Raw genomic sequence first — 24653 nt, 5'->3', positions numbered from 1 at the left:
GTGCCGGTGCCGCGCTGACCATGACCGTCGCAGACGTCCGGGGCTGCCGACCTCAGTCGCTGCTCGAGGTGGGCCGCCGCCTCGAGGAGCATCGCCTCCGGGTCCTCGGCCTCGCAGAGATCGTGCTGTGGCGTCGCTCTGCCGCGCCGCGCTGGTCGGGCGCGGCCTCCTCGGCGGCCGCCGACCGCTACGGCCTCGTCGTCGTCGGCCTCGGCCGACTCGCGGGGAGCATCGCGGTGACCGGTCACGCGGTCGGGCACGCCGCGGCACGTCTGCAGTCGGCGCTCGACCTCGTCGGTCGCGCCGACCGTCGGGCGGCCGACGAAGGCGCCTGGGTCGACGGCGAGGGTCGGCTCTTCCTTCCCGTGCGCGCGTCGCTCGGAGACCTTGCCGGCGAGGCGCACCGGGCACGGCTCGACGACCTGTTGAGGGTCGAGGTGCACGCCTGCCTCATGCAGGCCCGACAGGCCGCGAGCCAGACCGACGACGAGCTCTGGAGGGCGCTGCTGACCGCCGCTCGTGGGGCGACGGCGTCTCTGGGGAATCCTGCGCAGCCGTTCCCCCGGCAGCTGCCACCTCCGCCTGCGGTGTCCTCGACGAGTGCCGGGGTCGGCGGTCACGTGTTCGCCTCCGCCGCCTGGTGGCGGTCCCTGACCGATGAGGAACGACGCCGCGCCATCCGCGAGCGTCCGGACTGGGTGGGTCCCCGCGACGGGGTGCCCGCCGCCGCTCGCCACGAGGCCAACCTCGCCCTGCTGGGCCGAGCGGAACAGGCGGCCTGGACCCGCGAACGGGAGGCGCAGCGGTCGGCGTCTGCGAGCAATGCCGCCGAGCGCACCCGTGCGGCCGAGCACGTGGCGGCCCTGCAGGCGGTGCGCGACGTGCTCGGACGTCGCGACGGTGGACCCCGGCGTCTGCTCCTCGTCGACCCCACCGGGCTCGACGTCAAGGCGGTCGTCGCGATCGGCGACGTCGACCGGGCCGACCACGTCGTCACGTTCGTCGGTGGGTTGTCGACCATGGTGGGTGCCGATCTCCGCCGCTACGACGACAGCTTCAGGCGGATGCGTTCGGAGGCCAGGGCGGTGGCGCGCGGTGAGGACGTCGCAGTCGTGACCTGGATGGGGTACGACGCCCCGCAGGTCCACGAGATCGTCACGTCCGTGGACCGGAACGTCCTCAACGGCAAGCTCGCCCGCGACGGCGCCGGCTCGCTGGCCGACTTCGTGACCGGTGTCGAGGCCGCGCGGGACCGTCCGGCTCACCAGACGGTCTGGGCCCACTCGTACGGCGCCACGCTCGCCGGCTACGCCTCGCTTCACACGAGTGCCATCGACGACGTCGCCGTCTTCGGGGCGCCTGGACTGCCGTTCTCTGACATGGCGCACACGGCCCTCAAGCCAGGCTCCCTCAACGTCCTCGGCGCGGTGGGCGACGACGTCTTCGGCTACGGCTGGATGGTGCACGGCACGGCGCCGGCTGACGTCGTGGGCGCGAGCCGGCTCTCGACGTTCGCGCTCAAGCAGACGGGGACCGGATGCAACCACTGGCTCCACCCGCGATCCGACTTCGTCGATGTCCGTCGCACCTCCACGGGTCACTCCGACTACCTCCGGGCCGGCACCGACAGTGCGCGCAACCTCGTCGCCGTGGCGGCCGGCCGTCCCGACCTGCGGGTCTTCCAGGGCGCCGACGAGAGGGCCTGCACGACGACCGGACCGAGCCTGGGGACCGACCCCATGCGCTGGCCGAGGCTCGTCCCGTGATCTCGTTCGACGACGAGCCGACCGGGCATCTCGAACGGAGGGCAGAGTGCGATCGACGCGATCGTCTCGTCGCCCGGGCGTGCCTGTGCCTCGTCGTGCTCCAGGCGCTGCCCTACGTCGCGGTCGGCTGGATCACCGACGGCGGGACCGCCGCGGGCGATGGCGCCCTCCATGCGCTGGCACCCACCTCTCTGCTGGGCGTCGTCGGCTTCGGGGTCGTCCTCGCGGTCGCCCTTTCCCGGCCGGGCATGGAGCCGGTCGTCCGCACGGGTTCGGCCGTCGACGGTCCCGCGGTCGCGCGGCTGCCGACCTGGCCGACGCCACCCACGGTGACGACCGGGGCCGTCCTGGCGCGACTGCGGTGGGCAGCGCTCACGGCCCTCGCCGAGGCGGCGACCGTCGCCGGAGCCGCCCTGCTCGAGAGCGCCGCGAGCTCGGGCGCCTCCGCCGCCGGCCATGCCCTCGACGACGGATCCGTCCTCTGGGCCTACATCGGCACGGTCTGTCAGGTGATCCTCATGGATGTCGGGGCACCGACGGCCGGCGTCGTCGCGTTCGTCGTGCTCGTCCGCGCTCGACGTCCGGTCAGTCCGCTCCGAGCCCGTCGTACCCGTCGTGCTCGTCGTGGTCGGGCAGCCGCGCCGGCAGCTCGAACCACACGTCCGTGCCGGGACCGTCCACCGAGCTGATCCCGATCGAGCCTCCGTGCGCCTCGATGATCCGCTTGACCGTGGCCAAGCCGATCCCGCTGCCGTCGACAGACGTCTCGACGCGGTTGAAGAGGCCGAAGACGCGCTCGCGGTCCGCGGTGGAGATGCCGATCCCGTTGTCGCGCACCGAGATGCGCCACGAGTCGCTGACCCGCACCGCCGAGATCTCGATGACAGGCGCGACGCCGGGACGGGCGTACTTCACCGCGTTGGAGACGAGGTTGAGCAGCACCGAGTAGAGCTGCTGCGCGTCTGCGGGCAGGGTCGGCAGCGCCCCCGTCGTGACCGTCGCCGACCGGGCGGTCAGCGTCGGGTCGAGGTCCTCGAGCACCGAGGAGAGCACCTCGTCGAGGTCGGTGTCGCTGCGGTGCAGCTCGGCACCGACGCGGGCATGGGCGAGGATCTGCTCGATCATCCCGGCCATGCGCGTGGCGGAGCGGAAAGCCGTGGCGACGAGCCGTTCGGACCACTCGTCCCCGGCCACTGCGGGCTGCTGGCCGAGCATCTCGGTGCTCGCCATGATCGCGGTGAGCGGCGTGCGCAGGTCGTGGCTGACCTGTCCTGCGAAGACCGACAGGGCCTCGTTGGACCGGTGGAGCTCGTCCCTCGTCTCGGTGAGCGCCGCGAGCGAGTCCTCCAGCTCGTGGGTGCGCAGACGGAGCTCGAGAACGTCGACGACGCGTTCGGCGATGGCGACGAGAGCCTGCTCCTGCGCCTCGTCGAGCGCGCGCGGCTGGGAGTCGAAGACGCAGAGACGACCGATGATGACGCCGTCCGGCGTCGTCAGTGGCGCCGATGCGTAGAAACGGACGGTTCCGAGGACGCCCGTCACGAAAGGGTTCTCGCGGAACCGGACGTCGAGGCTCGCATCGGGCACGACGACGCGGTGGGTGTGCTGGAGCACGGCGGCACACATCGAGTCCTCGCGGGCGCAGATGGAGGCGTCGAAACCGGTGGTGGCGATCTGGTGCTGGTGCGAGGCCGTGATGAGGTTGATCGCCGCGCGGGGCACGGCGCACACCTGCGCCGCGATGTCGACGAGGGCCTGCAGCTCGCGCTGGGGAGCGTTGCCGAGCACGTCGTAGCCGGCCAACGCGTCCTCGCGTCGCTGAGCCGGGTCGAGGACGTCTGCTGACGATGTCCGGTTTGTCACAGTAGGCAGACTCTGTCATGACGGCGTGCGGGGCAAGCACCCGGGCCTGCCCCGCCACGTCGGCGACATCGCGGGAGTCATACAAGAGCGCTTGTGAAACATCAGGCGCGCACCCGAGGCTGGGCGCATGCCACGACGTCCCGCCTCCGAGCGCCATGCCGCCACGAGCCCCGCCTCCGTCGACACGCTCGGCAGTGAGACGGGCAACGCCCTCCTCGACGTCCTCACCGCCTTCCACCATCCGACCCGTCGCTGGCTGTGCGAGCTGCTGGCCGTCGAGGGGCCTCACGCGTCGTGGACGGCCAGCCTGAAGGACGGGGCGGCATACCTGCGCGGGGACGAGTCGGCCCGACTGCTCGTCCTCGGGCTCGCGGCCCTCAACGTCTTCGTCTCGCCGGTCATCGCCCTCGGGATCGCCCTGCGGGTCAGCAGCTCCGGCTGGGGGCCGGGCTGGCTCGGCGCCGCCGAGGCGGCGTTCGCCGTGGGGGCGATCTCCGGCAGCGCCGTCGGCATCCGTTGGCGAGTGGCCCAGCCGGCTCGCGCCGGCTTCGCCGCGCTCGTCGGTCAGGGTGTCTGCATCGCGGGCACCGGCGTCGGCTCACGTGCCGTCCTGTCGGCGTCGATGCTCCTCATCGGCGTCGCGGCGGGTGCAGCGTCGGTGTGGCTCTCGGGGACGTACCAGCGCACCATCGCGCCGAGCCACCTCGGACGCGTCTCGTCGGTCTCGAGCCTCGGTGACATGGCGCTGGTGCCGCTCGCGATCCCGGCCTTCGGGGCGCTCGCCGCCGGCACCTCGGTCCTCCTGGCCGCTGTCGTCTACGGCGCAGCGATGTCGGTGCTCTGCCTGTGGTTCGCGACCCGGCCCGCCATCGCGCGGCTGCGCTGAGCGATGGGGTCGTGGAGGGCCTCCCGGACCACCCCTCCTCGTCTTGGGTGAATGCCTACCCGCTTGCTCCGAGGAGGGCTACCGTCGAAGGGCCGGCCCGCGAGTGGGCCAACGAGGTGGGAGGCACTTCATGAGCCTGAAGGACTCGCTCTGCGCCGTCGAGCTCTTCTGCGAGCTGCCCGACGACCTCGTCGAAGAGGTGATCGCGCGCGGATCCACGGTGAAGGTGGGCCCCGGCGTCCCCGTCGTCAAGCAGGGCGACCGCGGTGCCGGCATGGTGATGCTGCTCGAGGGGACGGCCGACGTCGACGTCGACGGCCGAGGAGTCGGCTCGCTGTCGAAGGGTGACTACTTCGGTGAGATGTCGCTCATCGACGGGTCAGGGCGCACGGCCACGGTCACGAGTGGCCCCGACGGACTCAGTGCCTTCCGGCTCTCGCCCGCCGCGTTCACCGACCTCATCGACCAGCACCCGCACACCGCCGTCCTGCTGCTGAAGGGGCTCGTCACCCGCGTGCGCCAGCTCGAGGTGCAGCTCGGCGAGGCCGCGGCCCGCTGACCGGCGGCGCCACCCGACCCCGCGCACCGGGGCCGGGTCTGACGGCCGTGGTGCCCGGAGGGCCCGATCGTCGCGGTCGCGGCCGGGCGGCATACCCTCGTGGACCCGTAGATGGGGGAGTGGGTGGCGCCGGCCACCCCTAGATGTTGGGGATGGATGCTTCGCGACACGCCGGGACGCCTGGGACTGGAGTGACGTTTGTGCAGGTCAGGGGCGCGGCGCGCCGGACCGCGACCACCTGCTTGCGATCGGGGTCACACCATGCCTACAGTTACCCCTACATGTAGTAGTTACACAGATGTAAGACGTCCACATGTAGTCCCCAGGCAAACGGGGGTTACGCACAGGTCATCCCCACGTCATCCCCAGATCCATCCCCAGGCGCGACCGGTCCCACGAACACCGGGCGGGGCTCGGGACGGATCTGGGCCGGCATACGGGACGACGCCACACCGTTGAACGACTGGGTCTCGGGGAAGGAAAGGTGACCAGACGTGCACTGTCCGTTCTGTCGCCACACCGACTCGCGGGTCATCGACTCGCGCACCACCGACGACGGCGCCTGCATCAGGCGTCGGCGCCAGTGCCCCGAGTGCAACCGCCGCTTCACGACGCTCGAGACCTCGAGCCTCAACGTGATCAAGCGGTCCGGGGCCTCCGAGCCGTTCAGCCGGGCCAAGGTCCTCTCGGGCGTGCGCAAGTCATGCCAGGGGCGGCCCGTCAGCGAGGACGACCTGGCCCTTCTCGCCCAGAAGGTCGAGGAGGCCATCCGGTCGCAGGGAAACGCCGAGATCGAGGCGCACGAGGTCGGCATGGCCGTCCTCGAACCGCTCCGCGAGCTCGACGAAGTCGCGTACCTCAGGTTCGCCAGCGTCTACCAGGCGTGGGAGAGCCTCGAGGACTTCGAGGGAGCCATCGCGCTCCTTCGAGCCGAGCACGAAGCGCTGGGGGAGGAGCCCACGGCTCCGTCCCGGCTCGACGTCCAGCGGTAACCACCCTCCACAGCACGTCCGGGACACCCGCCCTGTCGGTGCCCCACGCAACACTTGAAACCAGCAGCAGATTCGGTCAGGGAGGCCGCACGACATGACGGAGATCGGTAACCGCAGCTCACGCTCGAAGGCAGGCGCCAAGGGCGTCAAGATCGAGCGCATCTACAGCACGCCCGGTGTGCACCCGTACGACGAGGTCACGTGGGAGAAGCGCGACGTCGTCCAGCAGAACTGGAAGACGGGCGAGACGATCTTCGAGCAGCGCGGGGTCGAGTTCCCCGACTTCTGGTCGGTCAACGCCAGCACCATCGTCACCACCAAGTACTTCCGCGGTGCCGTCGGCACGGCCGCCCGCGAGGTCTCGCTCAAGCAGCTCATCGACCGCGTCGTGCTGACCTACGTCGCCGCCGGCAAGAGCAACGGCTACTTCGCCTCGCCCGACGACGCCGAGATCTTCGAGCACGAGCTGACCCACGCCCTGCTGCACCAGGTCTTCTCGTTCAACTCGCCCGTGTGGTTCAACGTCGGCACCAAGAGCCCGCAGCAGGTCTCCGCCTGCTTCATCCTCGCCGTCGACGACTCGATGGACTCGATCCTCAACTGGTACAAGGAGGAGGGCAAGATCTTCCAGGGCGGCTCCGGGGCCGGCCTCAACCTCTCCCGCATCCGTTCCTCCAAGGAGCTGCTCTCCTCCGGTGGCACGGCCTCCGGTCCGGTCTCCTTCATGCGCGGCGCCGACGCGTCCGCCGGCACCATCAAGTCGGGCGGCGCCACGCGTCGTGCGGCCAAGATGGTCGTCCTCGACGTCGACCACCCCGACATCGAGGAGTTCGTCGAGACGAAGGCGCGCGAGGAGGACAAGATCCGTGCCCTGCGCGACGCCGGCTTCGACATGGACCTCGGCGGCAAGGACATCGTCTCCGTCCAGTACCAGAACGCCAACAACTCGGTCCGCGTCAACGACGAGTTCATGAAGGCCGTCGAGGACGGCACGGAGTTCGGTCTGCGCTCGCGCAGCGACGGCTCCGTCATCGACACCGTCGACGCCCGAGAGCTCTTCGGCAAGATCGCCAAGGCCGCGTGGGAGTGCGCTGACCCGGGCATCCAGTACGACGACACGATCAACGCCTGGCACACCAACCCAGAGACCGGCCGCATCACGGCGTCCAACCCGTGCTCGGAGTACATGTCGCTCGACAACTCCTCGTGCAACCTCGCCTCGCTCAACCTGCTGAAGTTCCTGCGCGACGACGACACGTTCGACGCCGTCACCTTCCAGAAGGTCGTCGAGCTCGTCATCACGGCGATGGACATCTCGATCTGCTTCGCGGACTTCCCGACCGAGCCGATCGGCGAGACGACCCGCAACTACCGCCAGCTCGGTATCGGCTACGCCAACCTCGGTGCGCTCCTCATGGCGACCGGCCACGGCTACGACTCCGAGGGTGGCCGCGCGCTCGCCGCGTCGATCACCTCGCTGCTCACGGGTGCGGCCTACAAGCGTTCGGCCGAGATGGCCTCGGTCGTCGGCGCGTACGCCGGCTACGCCCGCAACGCGGACGCCCACAAGAGGGTCATGCGCAAGCACCAGGCCGCCAACGACAACATCAAGACGCTCGACGCGATGGACTCCGACGTCCACAAGCTCGCGACGAAGGCGTGGGACGACGTCGTCAAGCTCGGTGAGAAGCACGGCTACCGCAACGCCCAGGCGTCGGTGCTCGCCCCGACGGGCACCATCGGCTTCATGATGGACTGCGACACGACCGGCATCGAGCCGGACTTCTCGCTCGTGAAGTTCAAGAAGCTCGTCGGTGGCGGCTCGATGCAGATCGTCAACCTGACGATCCCGCGGGCGCTGCGCAAGATGGGCTACACCGGCGAGACCGTCGAGGCGATCGTCGAGTACATCGCCGACAAGGGTCACGTCATCGACGCCCCCGGGCTCAAGCCCGAGCACTACGAGGTCTTCGACACCGCGATGGGTGCGCGCTCGATCTCGGCCATGGGCCACGTGCGCATGATGGCCGCGACGCAGCCGTTCCTCTCCGGTGCCATCTCCAAGACGGTCAACCTGCCCGAGACGGCCACGGTCGAGGAGATCCAGGACGTCTACATGCAGGGCTGGAAGCTCGGCATCAAGGCCCTCGCGATCTACCGCGACAACTGCAAGGTCGGTCAGCCGCTGTCCGACGGTGGCTCGACGGCCAAGGACAACAAGGCCGCCGCCGACGCTGCTGCTGCCGAGGTCAAGGTCGAGAAGGTCATCGAGTACCGCCCGGTCCGTCGCCGTCTGCCGAAGCGCCGCACCTCGCAGACGACGTCGTTCGCCGTCGGCGGGGCCGAGGGCTACCTCACGGCTGGTACGTACGACGACCAGCAGCTCGGCGAGATCTTCCTCAAGTTCGGCAAGCAGGGCTCGACCCTGGCCGGCGTCATGGACGCCTTCTCGATCGCCGTGTCCATCGGTCTGCAGTACGGCGTGCCCCTCGAGACGTTCGTGGAGAAGTTCACGAACCTCCGCTTCGAGCCGGCCGGCCTGACGGACGACCCGGACGTGCGCATGGCGCAGTCGATCATGGACTACGTCTTCCGCCGTCTCGCGCTCGACTACCTCGACTTCGACACCCGCTCCTTCATGGGCATCCACACGGCGTCCGAGCGGGCCCGCCAGGTGGAGACCGGCTCCTACGAGGCCATCGAGTCGGACGAGTCCGACGAGGACCTCGAGGACGAGCTCGAGTCGCTCCAGCAGTCGGCCCCGGTCTCCAAGAAGGCCGAGCACAAGGCCGAGGAGGCCCAGGCTGACGCTCCGGCCGCAGCCGCCGAGGTCAAGTCGGGTGCGGGCGCTGCCTCCGCCCGTGAGATCTCGAGCGACGTGCACAGCTCGGCCGAGCTGCTCGAGAAGTTCGGCGGCATCACCGCCGACGCGCCGATCTGCATGACCTGCGGCACGAAGATGCGTCCCGCCGGCTCCTGCTACGTCTGCGAGGGCTGCGGAAGCACCAGCGGCTGCAGCTGACGTCGACGGTCAGGCATTGTCATGAAGGCCTCGGTCACGAGGGACATGCCGTTGGTCAGCAATGTCACCAGTTTCGTCAGGTGACATTGGCTGAGCGGCAAACGACGCCGGCCCGGCCCCTCCACGGGGGCCGGGCCGGCGTCCCTGCTCGAGGGCAGTGTGGAAGCACGCTGCCCTAGGTGATGAGGGAGTCCGCCAACCGCGCAAGGCCATTCCCACGTTCGAGTCGGTGAACGTGTCGAGCTGGTGGCGACCGGCCTCCTGGGCGCTCTACCTACGTCACGGAGGCGGTGACGACCGAGGTTCGGGCGACGCTGGTGTAGCCGGCCTTCGACCCGGTCACGGTCACCTTGACCCGGTAGGCCTCGTCCGAGGCGGTCATCACGTACTTCGAGGCGGTCGCTCCGGTGATCGCGGTGACCACACCCGTCGAGGACACCCGGTACCACCTGTAGGTGAGCACGACTGGTGCGGGTCCCCAGGTGCCGGGCGTTGCGGTGAGGGCGTTGCCGACCTTGGCGGTGCCCGAGAGCGTCGGCGTCGGTGAGGGAACGAGGGCTCCGGCCAGGACCTTGCTGGTCGGCTCAGAGGTAGCACTCGTCGTCAGGTACCCCGCCATGGTGACGGTGACGGTGACGGTGACCGGAACCAACCTTCCAACCCGCGGCCCGAAGGCGTCGATGGTTCAGCCGACACGCCGGGGGATCGCAGTGGCCCGGGCTGCGCGAACTGGCGACAGGCGCCTCCGTGCGATACGCCGTGGTCAGGTGAAAGATGGGGTGGTCCGACACCGATGCTCCGCGCGAGAGGACTGTCATGGCCATCCCGAGTCCTGGGTACTCGATCACCGTCCGGGTCGAGGTGCCGGCCGCAGCCAACGCGACCGCGGCCCTCACGACCGCCGTCTCGTCCACGGGTGGAGCCCTCACGGCGCTCGACGTCGCCGAGAGCCGCACCGACCGGCTCGTCGTCGACGTCACGTGCGACACGCGGGACGAGGCGCATGGTCACCTCATCACCGACGCGATCGCCGCGATCCCCGGTGCGGTCGTGCGCAAGGTCAGCGACCAGACGTTCCTGCTCCACCTCGGCGGCAAGATCGAGGTGAACCCGAAGGTGCCCCTCAAGCACCGCGACGACCTGTCACGCGCGTACACGCCGGGAGTCGCTCGCATCTGTCAGGCGATCGTCGAGCACCCGGAGGACGCCCGCCGTCTCACCATCAAGCGCAACACCGTCGCCGTCGTCACCGACGGCTCGGCTGTCCTGGGGCTGGGCAACATCGGCCCGCTCGCGGCCCTCCCCGTGATGGAGGGCAAGGCCGCGCTCTTCAAGCAGTTCGGTGGAGTCGACGCCTGGCCGGTCTGCCTCGACACCCAGGACCCTGATGCGATCGTCGAGATCGTGCGCGCGATCGCCCCCGTCTACGGCGGCATCAATCTCGAGGACATCTCTGCCCCACGGTGTTTCGAGATCGAGTCACGCCTGCGTGAGCTCCTCGACATCCCCGTCTTCCACGATGACCAGCACGGCACCGCGATCGTCGTCCTCGCCGCGCTGAAGAACGCGCTGCGCGTCGTCAACAAGTCCATCGACGACGTGCACATCGTCGTCTCCGGCGTCGGCGCCGCGGGTCACGCGATCATCCGTCTGCTGCTCACCCAGGGTGCCCGCAACATCGTCGCCTGCGGTCGCACGGGTGCTGTCCACAACGGCAACGAGGGCATGGAGCCCTTCCGCCAGTGGATCGCCGACCACACGAACACCGGTCACCAGAGCGGCACCCTCCAGGAGGTCCTCGTCGGTGCGGACGTGTTCGTCGGCGTCTCGGCGCCGGACCTGCTGACGGGTGACGACATCGCGACCATGGCTCCCGACGCGATCGTCTTCGCCCTCGCCAATCCCGTGCCCGAGGTCGACCCGATCGCCGCGAGCCAGCACGCCGCCGTCGTCGCGACCGGCCGCTCCGACCACCCGAACCAGATCAACAACGTCCTCGTCTTCCCGGGCTTCTTCCGCGGACTGCTCGACGCCGGCGTCTCTCACATCACGGACGACATGATGGTCGCGGCTGCGACCGCCATCGCCGACTCGGTCGAGCCGGGCGAGATCAACCCGAGCTTCATCATCCCCAGCGTCTTCGACCCGAGCGTCGCGCCGGCGGTTGCCGCAGCGGTGTCCCGGGTGGCCGGCACCCGCTGAGCTGACCGGTCGTCAGGCGGCGCGTCGCCGCTGCGAGCCGGCGCGGACGACAGAGCCCTCGGGGATGACGTCGTCGCTGTCGACGCGGACGCCGTCCCAGACGTGGGCGTGGGCGCCGATCTTGGCGCGTGCGCCGATCCGGGCATCGCGCCCGACGACGGCGCCGGCGGCCACGTGTGCCGTGGTGCCGATGCTGGCTCCGGCGTGGACGACCGCACCGCGGTCGATCCAGGCGCCCGTCGCGATGCGGGCTCCTGCGCCGACGACCGCGCCGCGGTCGACGTAGGCGTTCTCGGCGACGTAGGCCGCCGGGTCGACACGGGCGTGCGACTCGACGAAACCGCCCCCGTTGTCGTGGCGGGCGTAGCGCAGCACGGTTCCGTTGTCCTCTTCGAACTCCTCGTACTTCCTTCGCCTCATGGTGCACCCCCTTCGGGTCGTGCGTGGACCGTCTGTCCACGCGTGCCTCACGGAGGTAAACGTTCAAGTGAACATGAAGATTCCGCGAGGTGATGAGTGGTTTCTACCCGCCCAACGCGCGGGCCAACCGCGCGGTTCCATCGGCTGGGACGGTGCCGGGACGACCGGGGATGACAGGTTGGCGACCGCGTGGGCGCAGGACGACGTGGCCGTATGCCGTCACCTCGGGGTGGCGGCATCCGGCTGGGGTCGTCAGGCGGTTGGCAGTGGCGCGGGTGGGGCGGTCAGACGCCCTCCTGCACCTCGTAGATGGCGTCGGCGACGAGCCCGTGGGCGTCGCGGTGCACGGTGTTGGCGGCCTCGGCGTCGGGAGCCTCGACGAGGCAGAAGATCTGGCCCCGGTGCTCGTCGACCCAGTAGCGCAGGTAGTTGACGCCGTGGGGGTCCTGCGTGGCGAGGTCGGCCCGGTGCGCCTGGGCGACCGCGTCCATCGTGACCCCGTCGCCGAGGGAGTGGACGTCCATGAAGAGCGGCATGCTCGTGGTCCTTTCGGGATGGGAGAGCTGGGTGTCTCCAGCGTCGCTCCCGCCGCCCCGAAGGTCATGGGTGCCGACTACCCACTCACGCGCTCGCTCCACCCACCTTGAGCAGCTCTCGCCGGCTGTCGAGCCCGAGCTTGGTCAGGACCGAGGAGACGTGGTGCTCGGCGGTGCGCCGGGAGATGACGAGGCGCTCGGCGATCCCGGCGTCCGTGTAGCCCAGCGTCAACAGCTCCATCACCTCGGTCTCGCGCGGAGTCAGGCCCGAGGGGTGCTCGCGTGTCGTGGCTCTCGGGGCGCGAGGCGCGGGCCAGCCACGGGCGCGCAGCTCGGCGCGCGATCGCGCCGCCGCAGCGTGGGCACCGACGCGCTCGAAGATCGCGATCGACTCACTGAGGGCCTCGCGGTCGCTGCTGCGCGCCAGTGCGAGCGCCTCGTCGAACGGGCACCCGAGTGACCTCCAGATGTCAGCGGCCTCACGCCACGCACCGGCCACCTCCGCAGCGAACGGGGGAGCGAGTGGCCCGGCCGACGCGAGCACGGTGAGCGACCCGTGGGGCTCGACGAGCGCGTCGATGCCGTCGCCGACGAGCCACCGTGCGACCGCCCCGCGGTTCCACGGGCAGTCGGCCGAGACGGCGAGCGGCCAGGCCTCTGCCGCCACGCGTGCGGCTGCACCCACGTCGCCGGCAAGCCAGGCGGCCTCACAGCGAACGGCGACGACGGGTGCCACGCGCTGCAGCTCCCGCATCCCCGAGGCCAGCGACCACGCCCGGTCCATCAGCTCGTCGGCGCCACCCTCGCCCACGCGACCGCGCACGTGGGCGAGGGTGACGAGCGGCTCGATCTCGCCGACGCTCGCGATGTCGGGATGGCGGAGCAGGGACTCGGCCCGGGCGCGCGCCGCGCCGAGGTCACCCCGGTCGAGGTGCAGCTGTGACTCCCAGCCCTCCAGATAGAGGGTCCACGAGTCGAGATCGCGCTCTGAGCAGTACTCGATGCCCTCGAGGAAGTAGCGCCGTGCGTCCTCGTGCCGTCGCTGCAGCACGGCGCTCGACGCGAGGTTGCAGTACGCGCGAGCCGCGTGCTCGTGGAGGTCGGCGGCGCGTGCCTGCTGGAGGCTGTCGTCGAGCATCGCGGCCCCGGACGCGAAGTCACCGGCCGCGATCTCGATCGTGCCGAGGTTGTTGAGGGCGTGCACGCGCACCTCGGTCTGCTGCGCCAGGTCGTCGAGGGAGTCGGCGAGGTCCAGCGTGCGATGCGCCCATTCCCGGGTGCCGGCCAGGTCGGTGGCCAGCATGCGGAGCTGCGCGAGGTTGCTGTAGGCCAACGCCAGCTCGAAGGACGAGCTCCCCTCGAGCACGTCGACGGCGACAGCGGCCTGCGTCTCGGCCTCGGCCTTTCGCCCCGCGAACCAGCTGAGCCGTGACAGGCACCGCCACGCGTCGCCGACCCGTGTGGCGTCGTCGGCGGCGTCCCAGATCCGGCGGGCCTCGTCGACCGCCTCGATGGCGCCCTCGATGCGGTCGGTGAGATAGAGCTCGTAGCCGAGGGCCCAGAGCAGGTCGGCCCGGCGGCGGGCGGGCACCTCGGTGTCCGGCAGGGATTCCGCGTGCTGCAGGGCGCGGCGGTACTGGTCCACGGCCTCCCGGTGGGCGCCGAGGCGAGCGGCCCGCGCCCCGGCCTCGGGTGCATGGGCCAGCACCGCCCGGCTGTCCCCGGCAGCGTCGGCGTGGTGCGCCAGCCGCGCCGGGTCGGCCCCCCGACTCTGGAGCGCCGCGAGGAGTCGGCGGTGGATGTGGAGCCGTCGTCCGGCAGGAACCTCGTCGGCGACGGCGAGCCTGCCCAGCTCGTGACGGAACGTCACCTCCCGGCCCGACATGACGACCAGTCCCCGAGCGAGCGGCTCGTCGAGGACGGCCAGACCCTCGCTCAGGAGTCCTTCGAGCAGGTCGGTCTCGGCTCTCGACCCGGTCAGCGCGACCACCTCGAGGGCTCGCTGTGACGACTCGTGGAGGCGAGCGACGCGGGCGAGCACCGCGTCGCGCACGGTCGGGGGCACGCCGACCGTGTCACCGGAGAGCACTTCAGTGACGAAGAACGCGTTGCCGCCCGTGACGTCGTGCAGTCGCTCCACGTCGATCCCGGTCTGAGACAGACGGTCGCGCGAGCGTTCGGCGACGAGGGTCGCCACGGCCCGTGGGCTGAGCGGCGGCAGGTCGATCCGCCGGGTCCCGCTGGCGGATGCCGTGTCCCCCAGGAGGATTCGCAGGGCGCTTCCCGCACTCGCGTCCTCGGGGCGGTAGGTGACGAGCACGAGGGCATGGCACCCGTGGACGCGCCGGGCCACGTGGCGCAGGAGGTCCAAGGTGGCTTCGTCGGCCCAGTGCGCGTCCTCGACGACGAGGAGATAGGGCCGGTCGGGCGGCGCGTCTCGGAGGGTGTCGACGAGGCGCGTGAAGACATCCTGCCGACTCGCCTCCTCCGGCCACAGGCCCGCCGGGAGGGAGGGCACCATGTCGCGCAGCGGACCGAGCGGTGCAGGGGTGGCGGATCCGTCGCAGCTGCCGATGGCGACGCGTGCGCCGGGCTCGAGCTCGGAGGCCGCGGCGGAGACGAAGGTGGTCTTGCCGATGCCGGCCTCGCCCGAGACGTAGACCAGTCGCCCGTGCCCGGTGCGGGCGTCGTCCAGGTAGCCAGCGACAGCGCGCAGGTGCTCGACGCGCTCGAGAAGCGTCACGTGGCGATCGTACGTGCGTCCCCTCGACGGGGAGCGGGGTCCGAGCAACATCGGGGGCGGCATACGGTGGAGGAATGAACTTCCGATACCTCGGCAACAGTGGACTCAAGATCTCCGAGATCACCTACGGCAACTGGCTGACCCACGGCTCGCAGGTCGAGAACGACGTCGCCACCCAGTGTGTGCGGGCCGCGCTCGACGCCGGCATCAGCACCTTCGACACGGCGGACGTCTACGCCAACACCAAGGCCGAGAGCGTCCTCGGCGACGCCCTCAAGGGTGAGCGGCGCGAGAGCCTCGAGATCTTCACGAAGGTCTACTGGCCCACCGGACCGGGCGGCAAGAACGACACCGGGCTGTCCCGCAAGCACATCATGGAGTCGGTCAACGGCTCGCTCGAGCGGCTCCAGACCGACTACGTCGACCTCTACCAGGCGCACCGCTACGACACCGAGACTCCGCTCGAGGAGACGATGCAGGCCTTTGCCGACGTCGTCCGTCAGGGCAAGGCGCTCTACATCGGCGTCAGCGAGTGGACCGCCGACCAGATCCGCGAAGGCGTCACTCTCGCAAAGGAGCTCGGCTTCCAGCTCATCTCGAGCCAGCCGCAGTACTCCATGCTGTGGCGCGTCATCGAGGGCGAGGTCGTCCCGACGTGCGAGGAGCTCGGCGTCAGCCAGATCGTGTGGAGCCCCATCGCCCAGGGCGTGCTGACGGGCAAGTACCAGCCCGGCCAGCAGCCGCCCGAGGGCTCGCGTGCCGCCGACGAGAAGGGCGGCGCCGACATGATCAAGCGCTTCATGAACGACGATGTGCTGACCCGCGTGCAGAACCTCAAGCCGATCGCCGACGAGGCCGGGCTGACGATGGCACAGCTCGCCGTCGCCTGGGTGCTCCAGAACCCCAACGTCGCGGCTGCCCTCGTCGGCGCCTCGCGTCCCGAGCAGGTCGCCGAGAACGTCAAGGCGGCCGGTGTGAAGCTCGAGCCCGAGCTCATGGCGAAGATCGACGACGTCCTCGGCGACATCGTCGAGAAGGACCCGGGCAAGACCAAGGAGACGGCGCCGCAGCAGCGCGTCGCCTGACACCCGGCACTCGCTGGGCACCACCACAGAGGGCGTATGCCGTCCGCCGCGTCCCCGAGAGACGCGCCGGACGGCATACGCCCTGCCTGTCACCCTCAGCCGCTACCGTCGCGGAATGGTCAGGGTGGTGGGGGAGACGCCGCGCTTCGCGCACGAGTCCGAACGGTTGGTCTGGGAGCGGCTCTGTCGCACAGCGGCCGACGACACGGTGCTGATCCCCAACATGCGACTGACCTCGGTGCTCAAGGACCACGAGCTCGACGTCGTCGTCATCATGCCCCAGGTCGGGATCGTCGTCGTCGAGGTCAAGGGGGGCAGCGTCTCGGTCGATCACCAGGGTCAGTGGTGGTCCGGCGGTGGCGCGCGGCGCAGCCGGGTCCGACCGGTCGACCAGTGCCGTGACGGCAAGTACGCCCTGCGCACCTTCGTCGAGGACGACCCGCGGTGGAAGGGCAGGCACAGCAGGGTGCGCTGGGGACACGCCATCGTGGTGCCCTACACCGACGTCGCCGACGACTTCGCGACGCCCGACTGCCCTCGCTGGATGATCAGTGGGCGCGGTGACCTCGACGACCTTGCCGGACGTCTGCACGACGTCTGCGAGCTCCAGGAGCACTCCCAACGCGTGCCGAACGCGGACGACGTCGAGCTCATCCTCGAGATCCTCACGGGACGCAGCTTCCCGGTCCCTGACATCACGAGCGAGGCGGATGAGCGCGAGGCCACGGCGGACCGCCTCACTCAGGAGCAGGCAACGCTGCTGTCGGTGACACGGATGATCAGGCGGATGGAGATCCGGGGAGGTGCTGGCAGCGGCAAGACGATCCTGGCCCTCACCCAGGCCAAGGACATCACCCGTGGCCAGGGCGACCGCAAGGCGCAGCGCGTGGCCCTCGTCTGTTACTCGATCGGTCTCTCCCAGTACTTCAAACGGCAGCTCGCCGGAGTGCCGCGACACCATCGGCCGGCTTTCGTCGGTTCCTTCGAGGACCTCGCCAACGAGTGGGGGATCGACACCGCGTCGCACGACCGCAACGACGCAGCCTTCTGGGAGCGAGACCTGGCCGCCCGGATGACCGAGATCGCTGCAGCACTCCCGGACGGCAAGAAGTTCGACGCCGTCATCGTCGACGAGGCCCAGGACTTCGCCGACCACTGGTGGTACCCCCTCATGAAGGCGCTGCGCGACGAGGACGAGGGCGGTCTCTACGTCTACTCCGACGAGAACCAGCGGATCTTCGCCCGCTTCGGCCAGCCCCCGGTGCCGCTCGTCCCACTCGTCCTCGACCACAACCTGCGCAACACGCAGCAGATCGCCCGGGCCTTCGGGCCGCTCGCACCGATGCGGATGCACCTCCGTGGAGGGGTCGGTGCCGACGTCCGCTTCGTCGCCTGTCCTCGTGACAAGGCGATCGGCAGCGCCGACGACCAGGTCGACCTGCTCCTGGAGCAGGGATGGCAACCGCAGCACGTTGCCCTCCTGACAATGGGGTCACGGCACCCGGCCCAGGTCGAGCGTCAGGAGGCGGACGGTCACGTCGGCTACTGGCGGTCCTTCTGGGACAACGACGACGTCTTCTACGGACACGTCCTCGGCTGCAAGGGACTCGAACGCCGCGCGGTCGTCCTCTGTGTCAACGCGAAGAACACCGAGCGCGCCCGCGAGATGCTCTACGTGGGCATGTCGCGCGCCACCGACGAGCTCGTCGTCGTGGGGGACCCGGACTTCATCCGCGAGATCGGTGGCGCCCAGGTGGCTCACCGTCTCGGCATCGGCTGACGCCGCGGGGACGCCGGCGGGGGCTGGGGACAACCTCAGCGCGCTGCCGCGCGTGCGGATGACGATGGCGGGCATGACCTTCAAAGACCTGCCCCCACGGGCGAGTGAGATCCCCCTGACCAACCGTCGCGTCGCCGCCGACGTCATCGACCTCATCATCGGCGACACCGACCGCGCCGCCGGGTGTGTCGCCCTGATGATCTGCGACGCCGAGGACCGGGGCATCCAACCGATCCTGCTGCACGACGTGCCGCCGGATGCCGAGGCCAACAGCCTGGCCCAGCTGCTCGGGATGCTCCTGCCGCTCGTGGCCGACAACGACGGGTCCATTCTCATCGGTCGGGGCCGGCCGCGGGGAACGGCGCCCGACGACGTCGACCGGGTCTGGCACCAGCTGGCGATCGACCGGTGCGCCGAGCACGAGGTCGACCTGCTCGGCTTCTACCTCGCCACGCGTGACGGCATCTTCAGGCTGCCCGAGCCGCTCACCGCCGCGTCGTGAGGGCGGCTGACAGGGCGCGACCGCACGTTCGGCATCACCGCACGTTCAGAAGGGTGGCGGCTCGAGATCGGTTGCGCGACGGCCGGTCGACTGATCTCGAGATGGCGGTGCGAGCGACGTGTCCCGGACGCCGTCGAGCCAGTCCTTGGGGTAGGTGTCGTAGACGCGACCGGCCTTGGTGCGCCATCGAACTCGGTCGCCGTCTCGGCGCACGAGCCAGTGGCCATTGGTGTGCAGGTTGTGGTGGGGACGGTGCTTGCTCGTGAGGTTCGTGACCTCGGTCGGGCCGTGCGGCCACGGTATGTCGTGGTCGAGGTCGCACCGTGCGGCAGGCACGGTGCACCCCGGCGCCAGGCACGTCCCGTCGACGGCCTCGACGTGGGCTCGCATCGCCGGCGTCGGCCGATAGGCGTGCGTCTCGAGGTGAGCGGCGGCACCGCTGTCGGCGTCGACGGCCAGTCGGCGCCACGTCGAGCCGTCGTTGAGCATGATCCGGCGGGCGTGCTCGGCCGTCACCCAGCCATGACCCGGGACCTCGCACGGCGCGTCGGTGAGTCCGACCGCCGTCGTGAACGGGATCACGAGGGTCACTGTCGCTGCCGGCCGCCGCCCCATACGCGTGAACCACTCACTGGCGGAACGGCATACGCCCTCACCGGCCGCGGTCGAGCCGGACGGCGACACGTCGGCACCGACGGGCTCGGGCCAGCCGAACATCAGGATGTCGGTGATGACGTCGGCACGCAGTGAGTCGAGATCGCGGGGGTCGCCCTGAGCCCGAGCGGCCCGAGCGACGGCGTCCGCTCGCTCCATCGCGGCGATGATCTTGTCGGCGTCATTGACGACGGTGAGCACGCCGAGGCCCTCGTGGTCGATCTGCGCGTAGGCGCCGCGACGCCGTCGGGCTGCACGACGCCGCTCGGCGGCCTCGCGGTCGGCCGCGAGGCACGCGCGCGTGAGCCGCTGGCGGAAGAGGCTCGGTGATGGCGGAGCGCCGTCCTTCGGCCGGAGCGCGGAGTCGACGATGCGCGGCCCGCACTCGGACGGCAGCGCGGCGATCGCAGCCTGGATCGTGCATGCACGGTAGAGCGTGACCGCGCCGCGCTGCAGGCGACCGCGGAGCGCAGCGGCTCCCGGTGTGCGGGCGGTCGCGAGGTCGAGTCGGGAGCTCACCTCGTGGGCGCCGAGGCCGGTGGCGGTGGACACCTCCATCGCGGTCAGGTGGTCGGCATCGATCCAGCCCGCAGGACGAGGGCGGCCGAGGTCGGCGAAGCGCGCCAGCTCACCTGCCTCAATCGTCGAGCGGAGCCGAGCCAGGGCCTCCAGGCCCACGGCGTCGAGGATCGCCTTGCAGCGCTCGACGGACTCGACCACCCTGAGGTCTGCGTCGGCCATCGACTCCAGCTCCGTCCGTGCCTCATCGGGCTGCGCCGCCAGGAGATCGTCTGCCACCGCCTCGACCAGCTCGGTCACGAGTGTCGGCAGCACATGGGTGAGGGCCGCCTCGGCCAGGTGGTGGCGAAGGGTGCGCTCGAGAAGTGGCAGGTCGCGCTGCCGGACTGGAACGCGGGTCTCGACCCGCGATCGATAAAGGTCGGCGAGGTGGTCGAGGTCGACAACGGCATCGGCGTCCTCGGCAGCAGCGGGCCATGAATGACTCCCTACAGCCATCGCCCCGTCCATACTCCAGTAGAACAGGTGTTCGAACAATGGTCAAGAGGTATTGGCGCACGAGTTTCTCTGTGTGACAGTCCCATCCGGGTCGGAGGGCATCGCGTGGCCCTGCGCTGACGGATCGCGTCCTCCGGCTTCGGGCCCGACTCTTGCGCACCACCCGTGTCGCGGAGGACCGTGCGGGGGATGGACGTCGACCTGCACCAGCTCTACGCCCGCGCTGCTGCCGAAGGGGCTCGGCACCGCACCACCGTCGCGGACCTGCCCGTGGCGACAGCACCCGACCGTGGGGCACTGGCAACGGCGTTCGGCGGGCCACTGGCCGTGACGCGAACCGACCCGAGCGCCGTCGTCGACGAGCTGATCGCGGCCGCGCTCCCCGGCCTCGTCGGCACCGTCGGTCCGCGCTTCTTCGGTTTCGTCATCGGGGGCGCCTCGCCGGCGGCCACGGCCGCCGACCTGCTCACTGCAGGCTGGGACCAGTGCGCCTACAACGAGGTCCTCTCGCCGGCCGCGGCGGCCGCCGAACGGGCGGCCGGAGCCTGGGCCAAGCAGCTGCTGGGCCTGCCCTCGTCCGTCTCGGTCGGTTTCGTCACGGGCGCTCAGGCAGCGAACACCGTGGGCCTCGCGGTCGGACGACAGCGGGTGCTCGCCGACGTCGGGTGGGACGTCGCGCGGGACGGTCTCTTCGGTGCTCCCCGGGTGGCCATCGTCGCGAGCGAGGAGCGGCACGCCACGATCGACCGGGCCGCCCGGCTGCTCGGGTTCGGCACGGGCAGCATCGAGCCCGTCGCCGTGACCCCGCAGGGCGCCATCGACCTCGACCATCTCCGGACCACCCTCGACACCGTGTGCGAGCGGCCGGTGATCGTCTGCCTCCAGGCCGGCAACGTCAACACCGGGGCGTGCGATGACCTCAGGACCGGGACGACTGTGGCGCACGAGCACGGCGCGTGGGTCCACGTCGACGGCGCCTTCGGGCTCTGGGCGGCCGCGAGCCCCCGGACCGCCCCTCTCGTCGACGGGGTCGAGCTGGCCGACTCGTGGGGCACGGACGCCCACAAGTGGCTCAACGTCCCCTATGACTGCGGACTCGCCTTCTGTGCCGACGCCGACCTGCACGCAGCCACGATGTCCTACGCGGCGGCATACCTCACCGGGTCGGGCTCGGAGTCCGACCACGTCCTCGGCGACCTGACTCCCGAGTCATCCAGACGGGCAAGGGGTTTCGCGGTCTGGGCCGCCCTGCGCGAGCTCGGCACCGAGGGTGTGGCCCAGCTCGTCGACCGATCCTGTGCCCTGGCGCAGCGCATGGCCGAGCGTCTCGCGGCCGGCGGCGCCACCATCCACAACGACGTCGTGCTCAACCAGGTCCTCGTCAGCATCGGGGATCCCGGACGCACGGACGCGATCGTCGACGCCGTGCAGCGCGACGGCACGTGCTGGGTCGGCGCCACGACGTGGCACGGTCAGCGGCTCATCCGCGTCTCGGTGTCCAATGCCACGACCCGCGAGCACGACATCGACATCTCCGCCGCCGCCATCCTGCGTGCCGCCGGAGCCGTGTCCCCAGCAGGCGGCCAGCAGAAGCCCAGCACCTCTTGGCCTCCTGACGGCGCTCGTCCTCGCCGGGTGCGAGAGTGACGAACGGTGCCGGCGTCGTTGCCTGGGAGCGCGGCCGTGCCGGAGGGGTACGTCGTGACGGGCATCGTCGCCCACAGCGGCGTTCGCACGATCGCCACCGCGGTGTCGCCCAAGCCGTTCACGCAGAGGCTCGCCGACATGCAGACCGCCTACTCGACCCGTGGGTGCTCGGCGTCCCAGGGTGAGGTGGAGGAACGGGACGCCGAGTCCAACTTCAACGGCAACGGGCTCCGCGGCCGCTGGGTCATCCGCGATATCCCCGACTGCACCTGTCTGAGCAGTCACAACTCCCTGCCGACGCCCGCACGACGAGGGACGATGGAAGTGGCCGGAGCATCCGGCCCCGACCGCCGTGGAAGGGGAGAGCGATGAGCGCCGCAGTCAGCTCGACGAAGGAGTCGACCCACGAGTCGACCGACGAGACGACCGACCTCGGCATCGTCGTAGGCTACGACGGGTCACCGGGGGCGCGGCTCGCCCTCGACTGGGCCGTCGAGACCGCGAACCGTGACGACCGCCAGCTGACGCTGCTGCACTGCGTCGGCCTGACCATGACGCCGACCTTCCGGGCCTACGATCCCGGGGTCCAGGCGCACGCGTACGACGAGATGTCGCGCGGAGTGCTGGCGGAGGCCATCGACATCGCCACGAAGACGATGGACCGCAAGGACGTCCACCCGCTGAGCGTCATCGGCGGTGCCGCCGCCGAGCTCGTCGGCGTCTCGTCCCGAGCCGACCTCGTCGTCACCGGGTCGCGCGGTCACGGGGCGGTCTCCGGTGGCCTGCTGGGCTCGACTGCCTATGCCGTCACGGCCCACGCCCACTGCCCCGCGGTCGTGGTCCGGGGGTCCTCCGTGATCCATGCGGGTCCGTCCCACCCTGTCGTCGTCGCCTTCGACGACTCCAAGAACTCCCAGAAGGCGCTCGAGACCGCCGTCCACGTCGCCACGGCAGCAGAGGCGTCGCTGCACGTCGTCGCCGTCGACAACGTCGGTGGCCTCGAGGCGTGGCCGGAGACCGACACGATCTTGGGTCGCGAGGAGATGATCGACCAGATGCACCTCCACGTCGGCCAGGTGCTGCGCGACGTGGCGGAGGACGCGCGACGAGCCCACCCGGGACTCGACGTGCAGACCACCGTCCTGGGTGGAGGGGCCGGTGCTGCGGTCGCCGCCTACGCCGTGGACGTGAGGGCCGGGCTCATCGTCATGGGGTCTCGCGGGCACGGGGGCTTAACCGGAATGCTGCTCGGCTCGGTCAGTCACCGGGTCGTCCACGACGCCCCTTGCCCCGTCATGGTGATTCGCTGACGATGTCGAAGACTCGACGTCGCTGGTGCTCAAGGGAACTCGCACCCAGGACGTCGGACCAGCCTGCCGCCAGTTCGTCGTGGGCTACGACGGGTCCCCGGCCTCGCAGTGTGCCCTGGTCTGGGCTGCGGCGGTCTCCCGCCCTCTCGACGACAGCCTGAAGATCGTCCAACGCCGTCGAGCTCGACCTGGTGCCGAGCCGGCGCGGCTACGCGTTGCGCCCGCTGAGCGCCTCCCTTGAGATGGTGGCCCAGACGATCGTCGGCGGTCCGTCGACCTGGCCCGGGCCAGGGCTTGCCCGAGGGCGGTGCGTGCGGTCCATGCCGTCGGTGGGCCGGCCCCCGCTCTGGTCGACGCGTCGATGTTCGCCGAGGTCGGCGTGCTGGGACCCGCGGCCGGGGACGTGCCCGCACCGCGCTCATCGGCTCCGTCTCCTACGCGGTCGTCGCCCATGAGTACTGCCCCGTCGTCGTCCTGCATGACCTCGGCCGCTTCTCGTCCGGCGCGACCGGTGACGCCCGGGTCCCGGATCCGCGCGGCGAGGTCGTCTGCGCCATCGCCGGCGGGGACAGGGACGGAGCTTGATGCGCGCGTGGAGGGGACCGTGTCCGCCGCGGTTCGCATCGCTGTCGCATGCAGTGCGTCGCCGTGATTCGCACCGTCACACGTGGAGGCGTCAGTGACGCTGCGAGACAGAGGATTCCGTATGCCGTCGCCTCCCTGAGCGTCACAGCACCCTGCCCTCGTGGTCACCGCCGAGATCCACGGCGACCCGGTCGTAGCCCTGGCGGAGGCCACGCAGCATTCCGCACTGCTCGTCGTCGGTGCGCCACTCCGAGGTGGGGCCACTGCCGTGCTGTCCGGGGAGGCTTCCTACCGGCTCATCCGCGACGCGACCTGCCCGGTCATGCTCGTGCCCTGATGGGATGCGTCTCCAGCCGATGCCGGTCAGGTGCTCGGCCGTGCGGGCAGAGCCTTCGCGAGCTCCTCGGCCAACCGCGTCACCTTCTTCTCGGCCGCAGCTTCGACAGCCCGGGCCTTGGCATCGCTCGCCCCCTCGGGGTAGCTGAAGCGGAGAGAGATCATGAACGGCTGCCGCGCGCGTGTGCCGGCCCGCCATCCGTCGAGCCTCGTGTTCACGGGAATCCAGGCGGAGACCTCGCCCGGTGTCATGTCGACCCGCGCCCCAGTGGTTCCGTTGGCCGCGAACCGGCGGTCGACTGAGCCCCCTGTCCTGACCATCACGTCCGGGCTCTGAAAGGCGTATCGCGGCTTTGTCAGCCACCACGAACAGGTGTCCTCGTCGGGCGTCGGAACCACCAGCGCCGACTGTGCTCCCGTCACCGTCTGGACTGTGATCCGGCCCAAGGACTGGCAGGCCTTGGCGGGACTGGGTGCGTCCTGCGGGTAGGACCCCGTGGCAGCATGGGAGACGACGGACCCGAGTCTAGCTCCGAGGTTGCTGGAGAGGTGCGCACCAGCGTGGCTGAACGCCCACAGGGCAACCAGGCCGACGAGCGCGGAGACCACCGATCCGCGACGGCGTGGCCGGCGTGGAGCACTTCCGCGGTGTCGCGGTCGGGAGGTGTCGCGGAGCATGACCGGTGACGGCGTACGACGAGCCGTCGAGCGTTCGGCCCCGAGGACGTCGGCGACCGTCAGCAGGTCC

22 protein-coding genes are annotated in these 24653 nt (G+C 70.5%); 15 read left to right on the top strand and 7 right to left on the bottom strand.

Annotated features, from left to right (window positions below; all coding sequences use genetic code 11):
• The first annotated feature begins 20 nt into the window (after positions 1-20).
• Positions 21-1766 (top strand): alpha/beta hydrolase, encoded by a 1746-nt coding sequence (locus NR112_RS16565; protein ID WP_256795408.1) that lies wholly within the window; start codon positions 21-23, stop codon positions 1764-1766.
• The gene (locus NR112_RS16560; RefSeq protein ID WP_256795407.1) at positions 1763-2455 is read left to right on the top strand and encodes a hypothetical protein; all 693 of its coding nucleotides are present in this window, start codon (positions 1763-1765) and stop codon (positions 2453-2455) included. The genes NR112_RS16565 and NR112_RS16560 overlap by 4 nt, the downstream gene beginning before the upstream one ends.
• Here the strand turns inward: NR112_RS16560 and NR112_RS16555 are convergent.
• A complete protein-coding gene (locus NR112_RS16555) occupies positions 2352-3629 on the bottom strand; it encodes a GAF domain-containing sensor histidine kinase (protein ID WP_256795406.1) in 1278 nt (425 codons plus the stop codon). The genes NR112_RS16560 and NR112_RS16555 overlap by 104 nt on opposite strands.
• Positions 3630-3756: 127 nt before the next feature.
• On the opposite strand from NR112_RS16555, the gene NR112_RS16550 reads away from it, so the two are divergent.
• From NR112_RS16550 to NR112_RS16535, 4 genes are all read left to right on the top strand, one after another.
• Positions 3757-4515, top strand: a complete 759-nt coding sequence (locus tag NR112_RS16550; protein WP_256795405.1) for a hypothetical protein — start codon at positions 3757-3759, stop codon at positions 4513-4515.
• A 130-nt stretch (positions 4516-4645) separates the two neighbouring features.
• The gene (locus tag NR112_RS16545; RefSeq protein ID WP_056776055.1) at positions 4646-5074 is read left to right on the top strand and encodes a Crp/Fnr family transcriptional regulator; all 429 of its coding nucleotides are present in this window, start codon (positions 4646-4648) and stop codon (positions 5072-5074) included.
• Between the two features lie 494 nt (positions 5075-5568).
• On the top strand, positions 5569-6066 hold the full coding sequence (gene nrdR / locus NR112_RS16540) for a transcriptional regulator NrdR (RefSeq protein WP_020144585.1): 498 nt from the start codon (positions 5569-5571) through the stop codon (positions 6064-6066).
• 94 nt (positions 6067-6160) lie between these two features.
• A complete protein-coding gene (locus tag NR112_RS16535) occupies positions 6161-9088 on the top strand; it encodes a vitamin B12-dependent ribonucleotide reductase (protein WP_256795404.1) in 2928 nt (975 codons plus the stop codon).
• 274 nt (positions 9089-9362) lie between these two features.
• Here the strand turns inward: NR112_RS16535 and NR112_RS16530 are convergent, their stop codons facing one another.
• The gene (locus NR112_RS16530) at positions 9363-9707 is read right to left on the bottom strand and encodes a hypothetical protein (RefSeq protein WP_256795403.1); all 345 of its coding nucleotides are present in this window, start codon (positions 9705-9707) and stop codon (positions 9363-9365) included.
• Between the two features lie 197 nt (positions 9708-9904).
• On the opposite strand from NR112_RS16530, the gene NR112_RS16525 reads away from it, so the two are divergent.
• Positions 9905-11290: an NAD-dependent malic enzyme gene (locus NR112_RS16525; RefSeq protein WP_256795402.1), complete on the top strand. Its 1386-nt coding sequence runs from the start codon at positions 9905-9907 to the stop codon at positions 11288-11290.
• 12 nt (positions 11291-11302) lie between these two features.
• Here NR112_RS16525 and NR112_RS16520 read toward each other — a convergent pair whose 3' ends face one another.
• The 3 genes from NR112_RS16520 to NR112_RS16510 form a co-directional block, all read right to left on the bottom strand.
• On the bottom strand, positions 11303-11710 hold the full coding sequence (locus NR112_RS16520) for a transferase (RefSeq protein WP_256795401.1): 408 nt from the start codon (positions 11708-11710) through the stop codon (positions 11303-11305).
• A 284-nt stretch (positions 11711-11994) separates the two neighbouring features.
• The gene (locus NR112_RS16515) at positions 11995-12246 is read right to left on the bottom strand and encodes a DUF4242 domain-containing protein (RefSeq protein ID WP_020144600.1); all 252 of its coding nucleotides are present in this window, start codon (positions 12244-12246) and stop codon (positions 11995-11997) included.
• Between the two features lie 85 nt (positions 12247-12331).
• Positions 12332-14989, bottom strand: a complete 2658-nt coding sequence (locus tag NR112_RS16510) for a LuxR family transcriptional regulator (protein WP_256795400.1) — start codon at positions 14987-14989, stop codon at positions 12332-12334.
• Between the two features lie 74 nt (positions 14990-15063).
• Here NR112_RS16510 and NR112_RS16505 point away from each other — a divergent pair, with 74 nt between their 5' ends.
• The 3 genes from NR112_RS16505 (at position 15064) to NR112_RS16495 (ending at position 18356) form a co-directional block, all read left to right on the top strand.
• Positions 15064-16074: an aldo/keto reductase family protein gene (locus tag NR112_RS16505; RefSeq protein ID WP_256795399.1), complete on the top strand. Its 1011-nt coding sequence runs from the start codon at positions 15064-15066 to the stop codon at positions 16072-16074.
• A gap of 115 nt (positions 16075-16189) precedes the next feature.
• A complete protein-coding gene (locus NR112_RS16500) occupies positions 16190-17854 on the top strand; it encodes a nuclease-related domain-containing DEAD/DEAH box helicase (protein WP_256795398.1) in 1665 nt (554 codons plus the stop codon).
• Between the two features lie 73 nt (positions 17855-17927).
• Positions 17928-18356 (top strand): hypothetical protein, encoded by a 429-nt coding sequence (locus tag NR112_RS16495; protein ID WP_256795397.1) that lies wholly within the window; start codon positions 17928-17930, stop codon positions 18354-18356.
• A 45-nt stretch (positions 18357-18401) separates the two neighbouring features.
• Here NR112_RS16495 and NR112_RS16490 read toward each other — a convergent pair whose 3' ends face one another.
• On the bottom strand, positions 18402-19751 hold the full coding sequence (locus NR112_RS16490; protein ID WP_256795396.1) for an HNH endonuclease signature motif containing protein: 1350 nt from the start codon (positions 19749-19751) through the stop codon (positions 18402-18404).
• Between the two features lie 93 nt (positions 19752-19844).
• Between NR112_RS16490 and NR112_RS16485 the strand changes: the two genes are divergently transcribed.
• The 5 genes from NR112_RS16485 (at position 19845) to NR112_RS16465 (ending at position 23906) form a co-directional block, all read left to right on the top strand.
• Positions 19845-20009, top strand: a complete 165-nt coding sequence (locus NR112_RS16485; RefSeq protein WP_256795395.1) for a hypothetical protein — start codon at positions 19845-19847, stop codon at positions 20007-20009.
• Between the two features lie 207 nt (positions 20010-20216).
• Complete coding sequence (locus NR112_RS16480; RefSeq protein ID WP_256795394.1) at positions 20217-21674, top strand: aminotransferase class V-fold PLP-dependent enzyme; 1458 nt, start codon at positions 20217-20219, stop codon at positions 21672-21674.
• A 54-nt stretch (positions 21675-21728) separates the two neighbouring features.
• Positions 21729-22046, top strand: coding sequence for a hypothetical protein (locus NR112_RS16475; RefSeq protein ID WP_256795393.1), 318 nt, complete (start codon positions 21729-21731; stop codon positions 22044-22046).
• The gene (locus NR112_RS16470; RefSeq protein WP_256795392.1) at positions 22043-22984 is read left to right on the top strand and encodes a universal stress protein; all 942 of its coding nucleotides are present in this window, start codon (positions 22043-22045) and stop codon (positions 22982-22984) included. The genes NR112_RS16475 and NR112_RS16470 overlap by 4 nt, the downstream gene beginning before the upstream one ends.
• A 745-nt stretch (positions 22985-23729) precedes the next feature.
• A complete protein-coding gene (locus NR112_RS16465) occupies positions 23730-23906 on the top strand; it encodes a universal stress protein (protein ID WP_256795391.1) in 177 nt (58 codons plus the stop codon).
• 26 nt (positions 23907-23932) lie between these two features.
• Here NR112_RS16465 and NR112_RS23015 read toward each other — a convergent pair whose 3' ends face one another.
• On the bottom strand, positions 23933-24328 hold the full coding sequence (locus NR112_RS23015) for a hypothetical protein (RefSeq protein WP_256795476.1): 396 nt from the start codon (positions 24326-24328) through the stop codon (positions 23933-23935).
• Between the last annotated feature and the right edge of the window lie 325 nt (positions 24329-24653).

This window comes from Terrabacter sp. Ter38, assembly GCF_024519435.1.
In the GTDB taxonomy this organism is placed as follows: Bacteria; Actinomycetota; Actinomycetes; order Actinomycetales; family Dermatophilaceae; genus Terrabacter.
Note: the sequence above shows the minus strand (reverse complement) of the source record. Positions and strands in the feature narration are given on the sequence as shown.

Coding starts and splice junctions, on each gene's coding strand:
- NR112_RS16470 (WP_256795392.1), top strand. CDS start 22,043: ATGAGCGCCGCAGTCAGCTCGACGAAGGAGTCGACCCACGAGTCGACC.
- NR112_RS16550 (WP_256795405.1), top strand. CDS start 3,757: ATGCCACGACGTCCCGCCTCCGAGCGCCATGCCGCCACGAGCCCCGCC.
- NR112_RS16515 (WP_020144600.1), bottom strand. CDS start 12,246: ATGCCGCTCTTCATGGACGTCCACTCCCTCGGCGACGGGGTCACGATG.
- NR112_RS16480 (WP_256795394.1), top strand. CDS start 20,217: ATGGACGTCGACCTGCACCAGCTCTACGCCCGCGCTGCTGCCGAAGGG.
- NR112_RS16525 (WP_256795402.1), top strand. CDS start 9,905: ATGGCCATCCCGAGTCCTGGGTACTCGATCACCGTCCGGGTCGAGGTG.
- NR112_RS16520 (WP_256795401.1), bottom strand. CDS start 11,710: ATGAGGCGAAGGAAGTACGAGGAGTTCGAAGAGGACAACGGAACCGTG.
- NR112_RS16505 (WP_256795399.1), top strand. CDS start 15,064: ATGAACTTCCGATACCTCGGCAACAGTGGACTCAAGATCTCCGAGATC.
- NR112_RS16535 (WP_256795404.1), top strand. CDS start 6,161: ATGACGGAGATCGGTAACCGCAGCTCACGCTCGAAGGCAGGCGCCAAG.
- NR112_RS16500 (WP_256795398.1), top strand. CDS start 16,190: ATGGTCAGGGTGGTGGGGGAGACGCCGCGCTTCGCGCACGAGTCCGAA.
- NR112_RS16565 (WP_256795408.1), top strand. CDS start 21: ATGACCGTCGCAGACGTCCGGGGCTGCCGACCTCAGTCGCTGCTCGAG.
- NR112_RS16490 (WP_256795396.1), bottom strand. CDS start 19,751: ATGGCCGACGCAGACCTCAGGGTGGTCGAGTCCGTCGAGCGCTGCAAG.
- NR112_RS16530 (WP_256795403.1), bottom strand. CDS start 9,707: ATGGCGGGGTACCTGACGACGAGTGCTACCTCTGAGCCGACCAGCAAG.
- NR112_RS16485 (WP_256795395.1), top strand. CDS start 19,845: ATGGGTGAGGGCCGCCTCGGCCAGGTGGTGGCGAAGGGTGCGCTCGAG.
- NR112_RS16545 (WP_056776055.1), top strand. CDS start 4,646: ATGAGCCTGAAGGACTCGCTCTGCGCCGTCGAGCTCTTCTGCGAGCTG.
- NR112_RS16495 (WP_256795397.1), top strand. CDS start 17,928: ATGACCTTCAAAGACCTGCCCCCACGGGCGAGTGAGATCCCCCTGACC.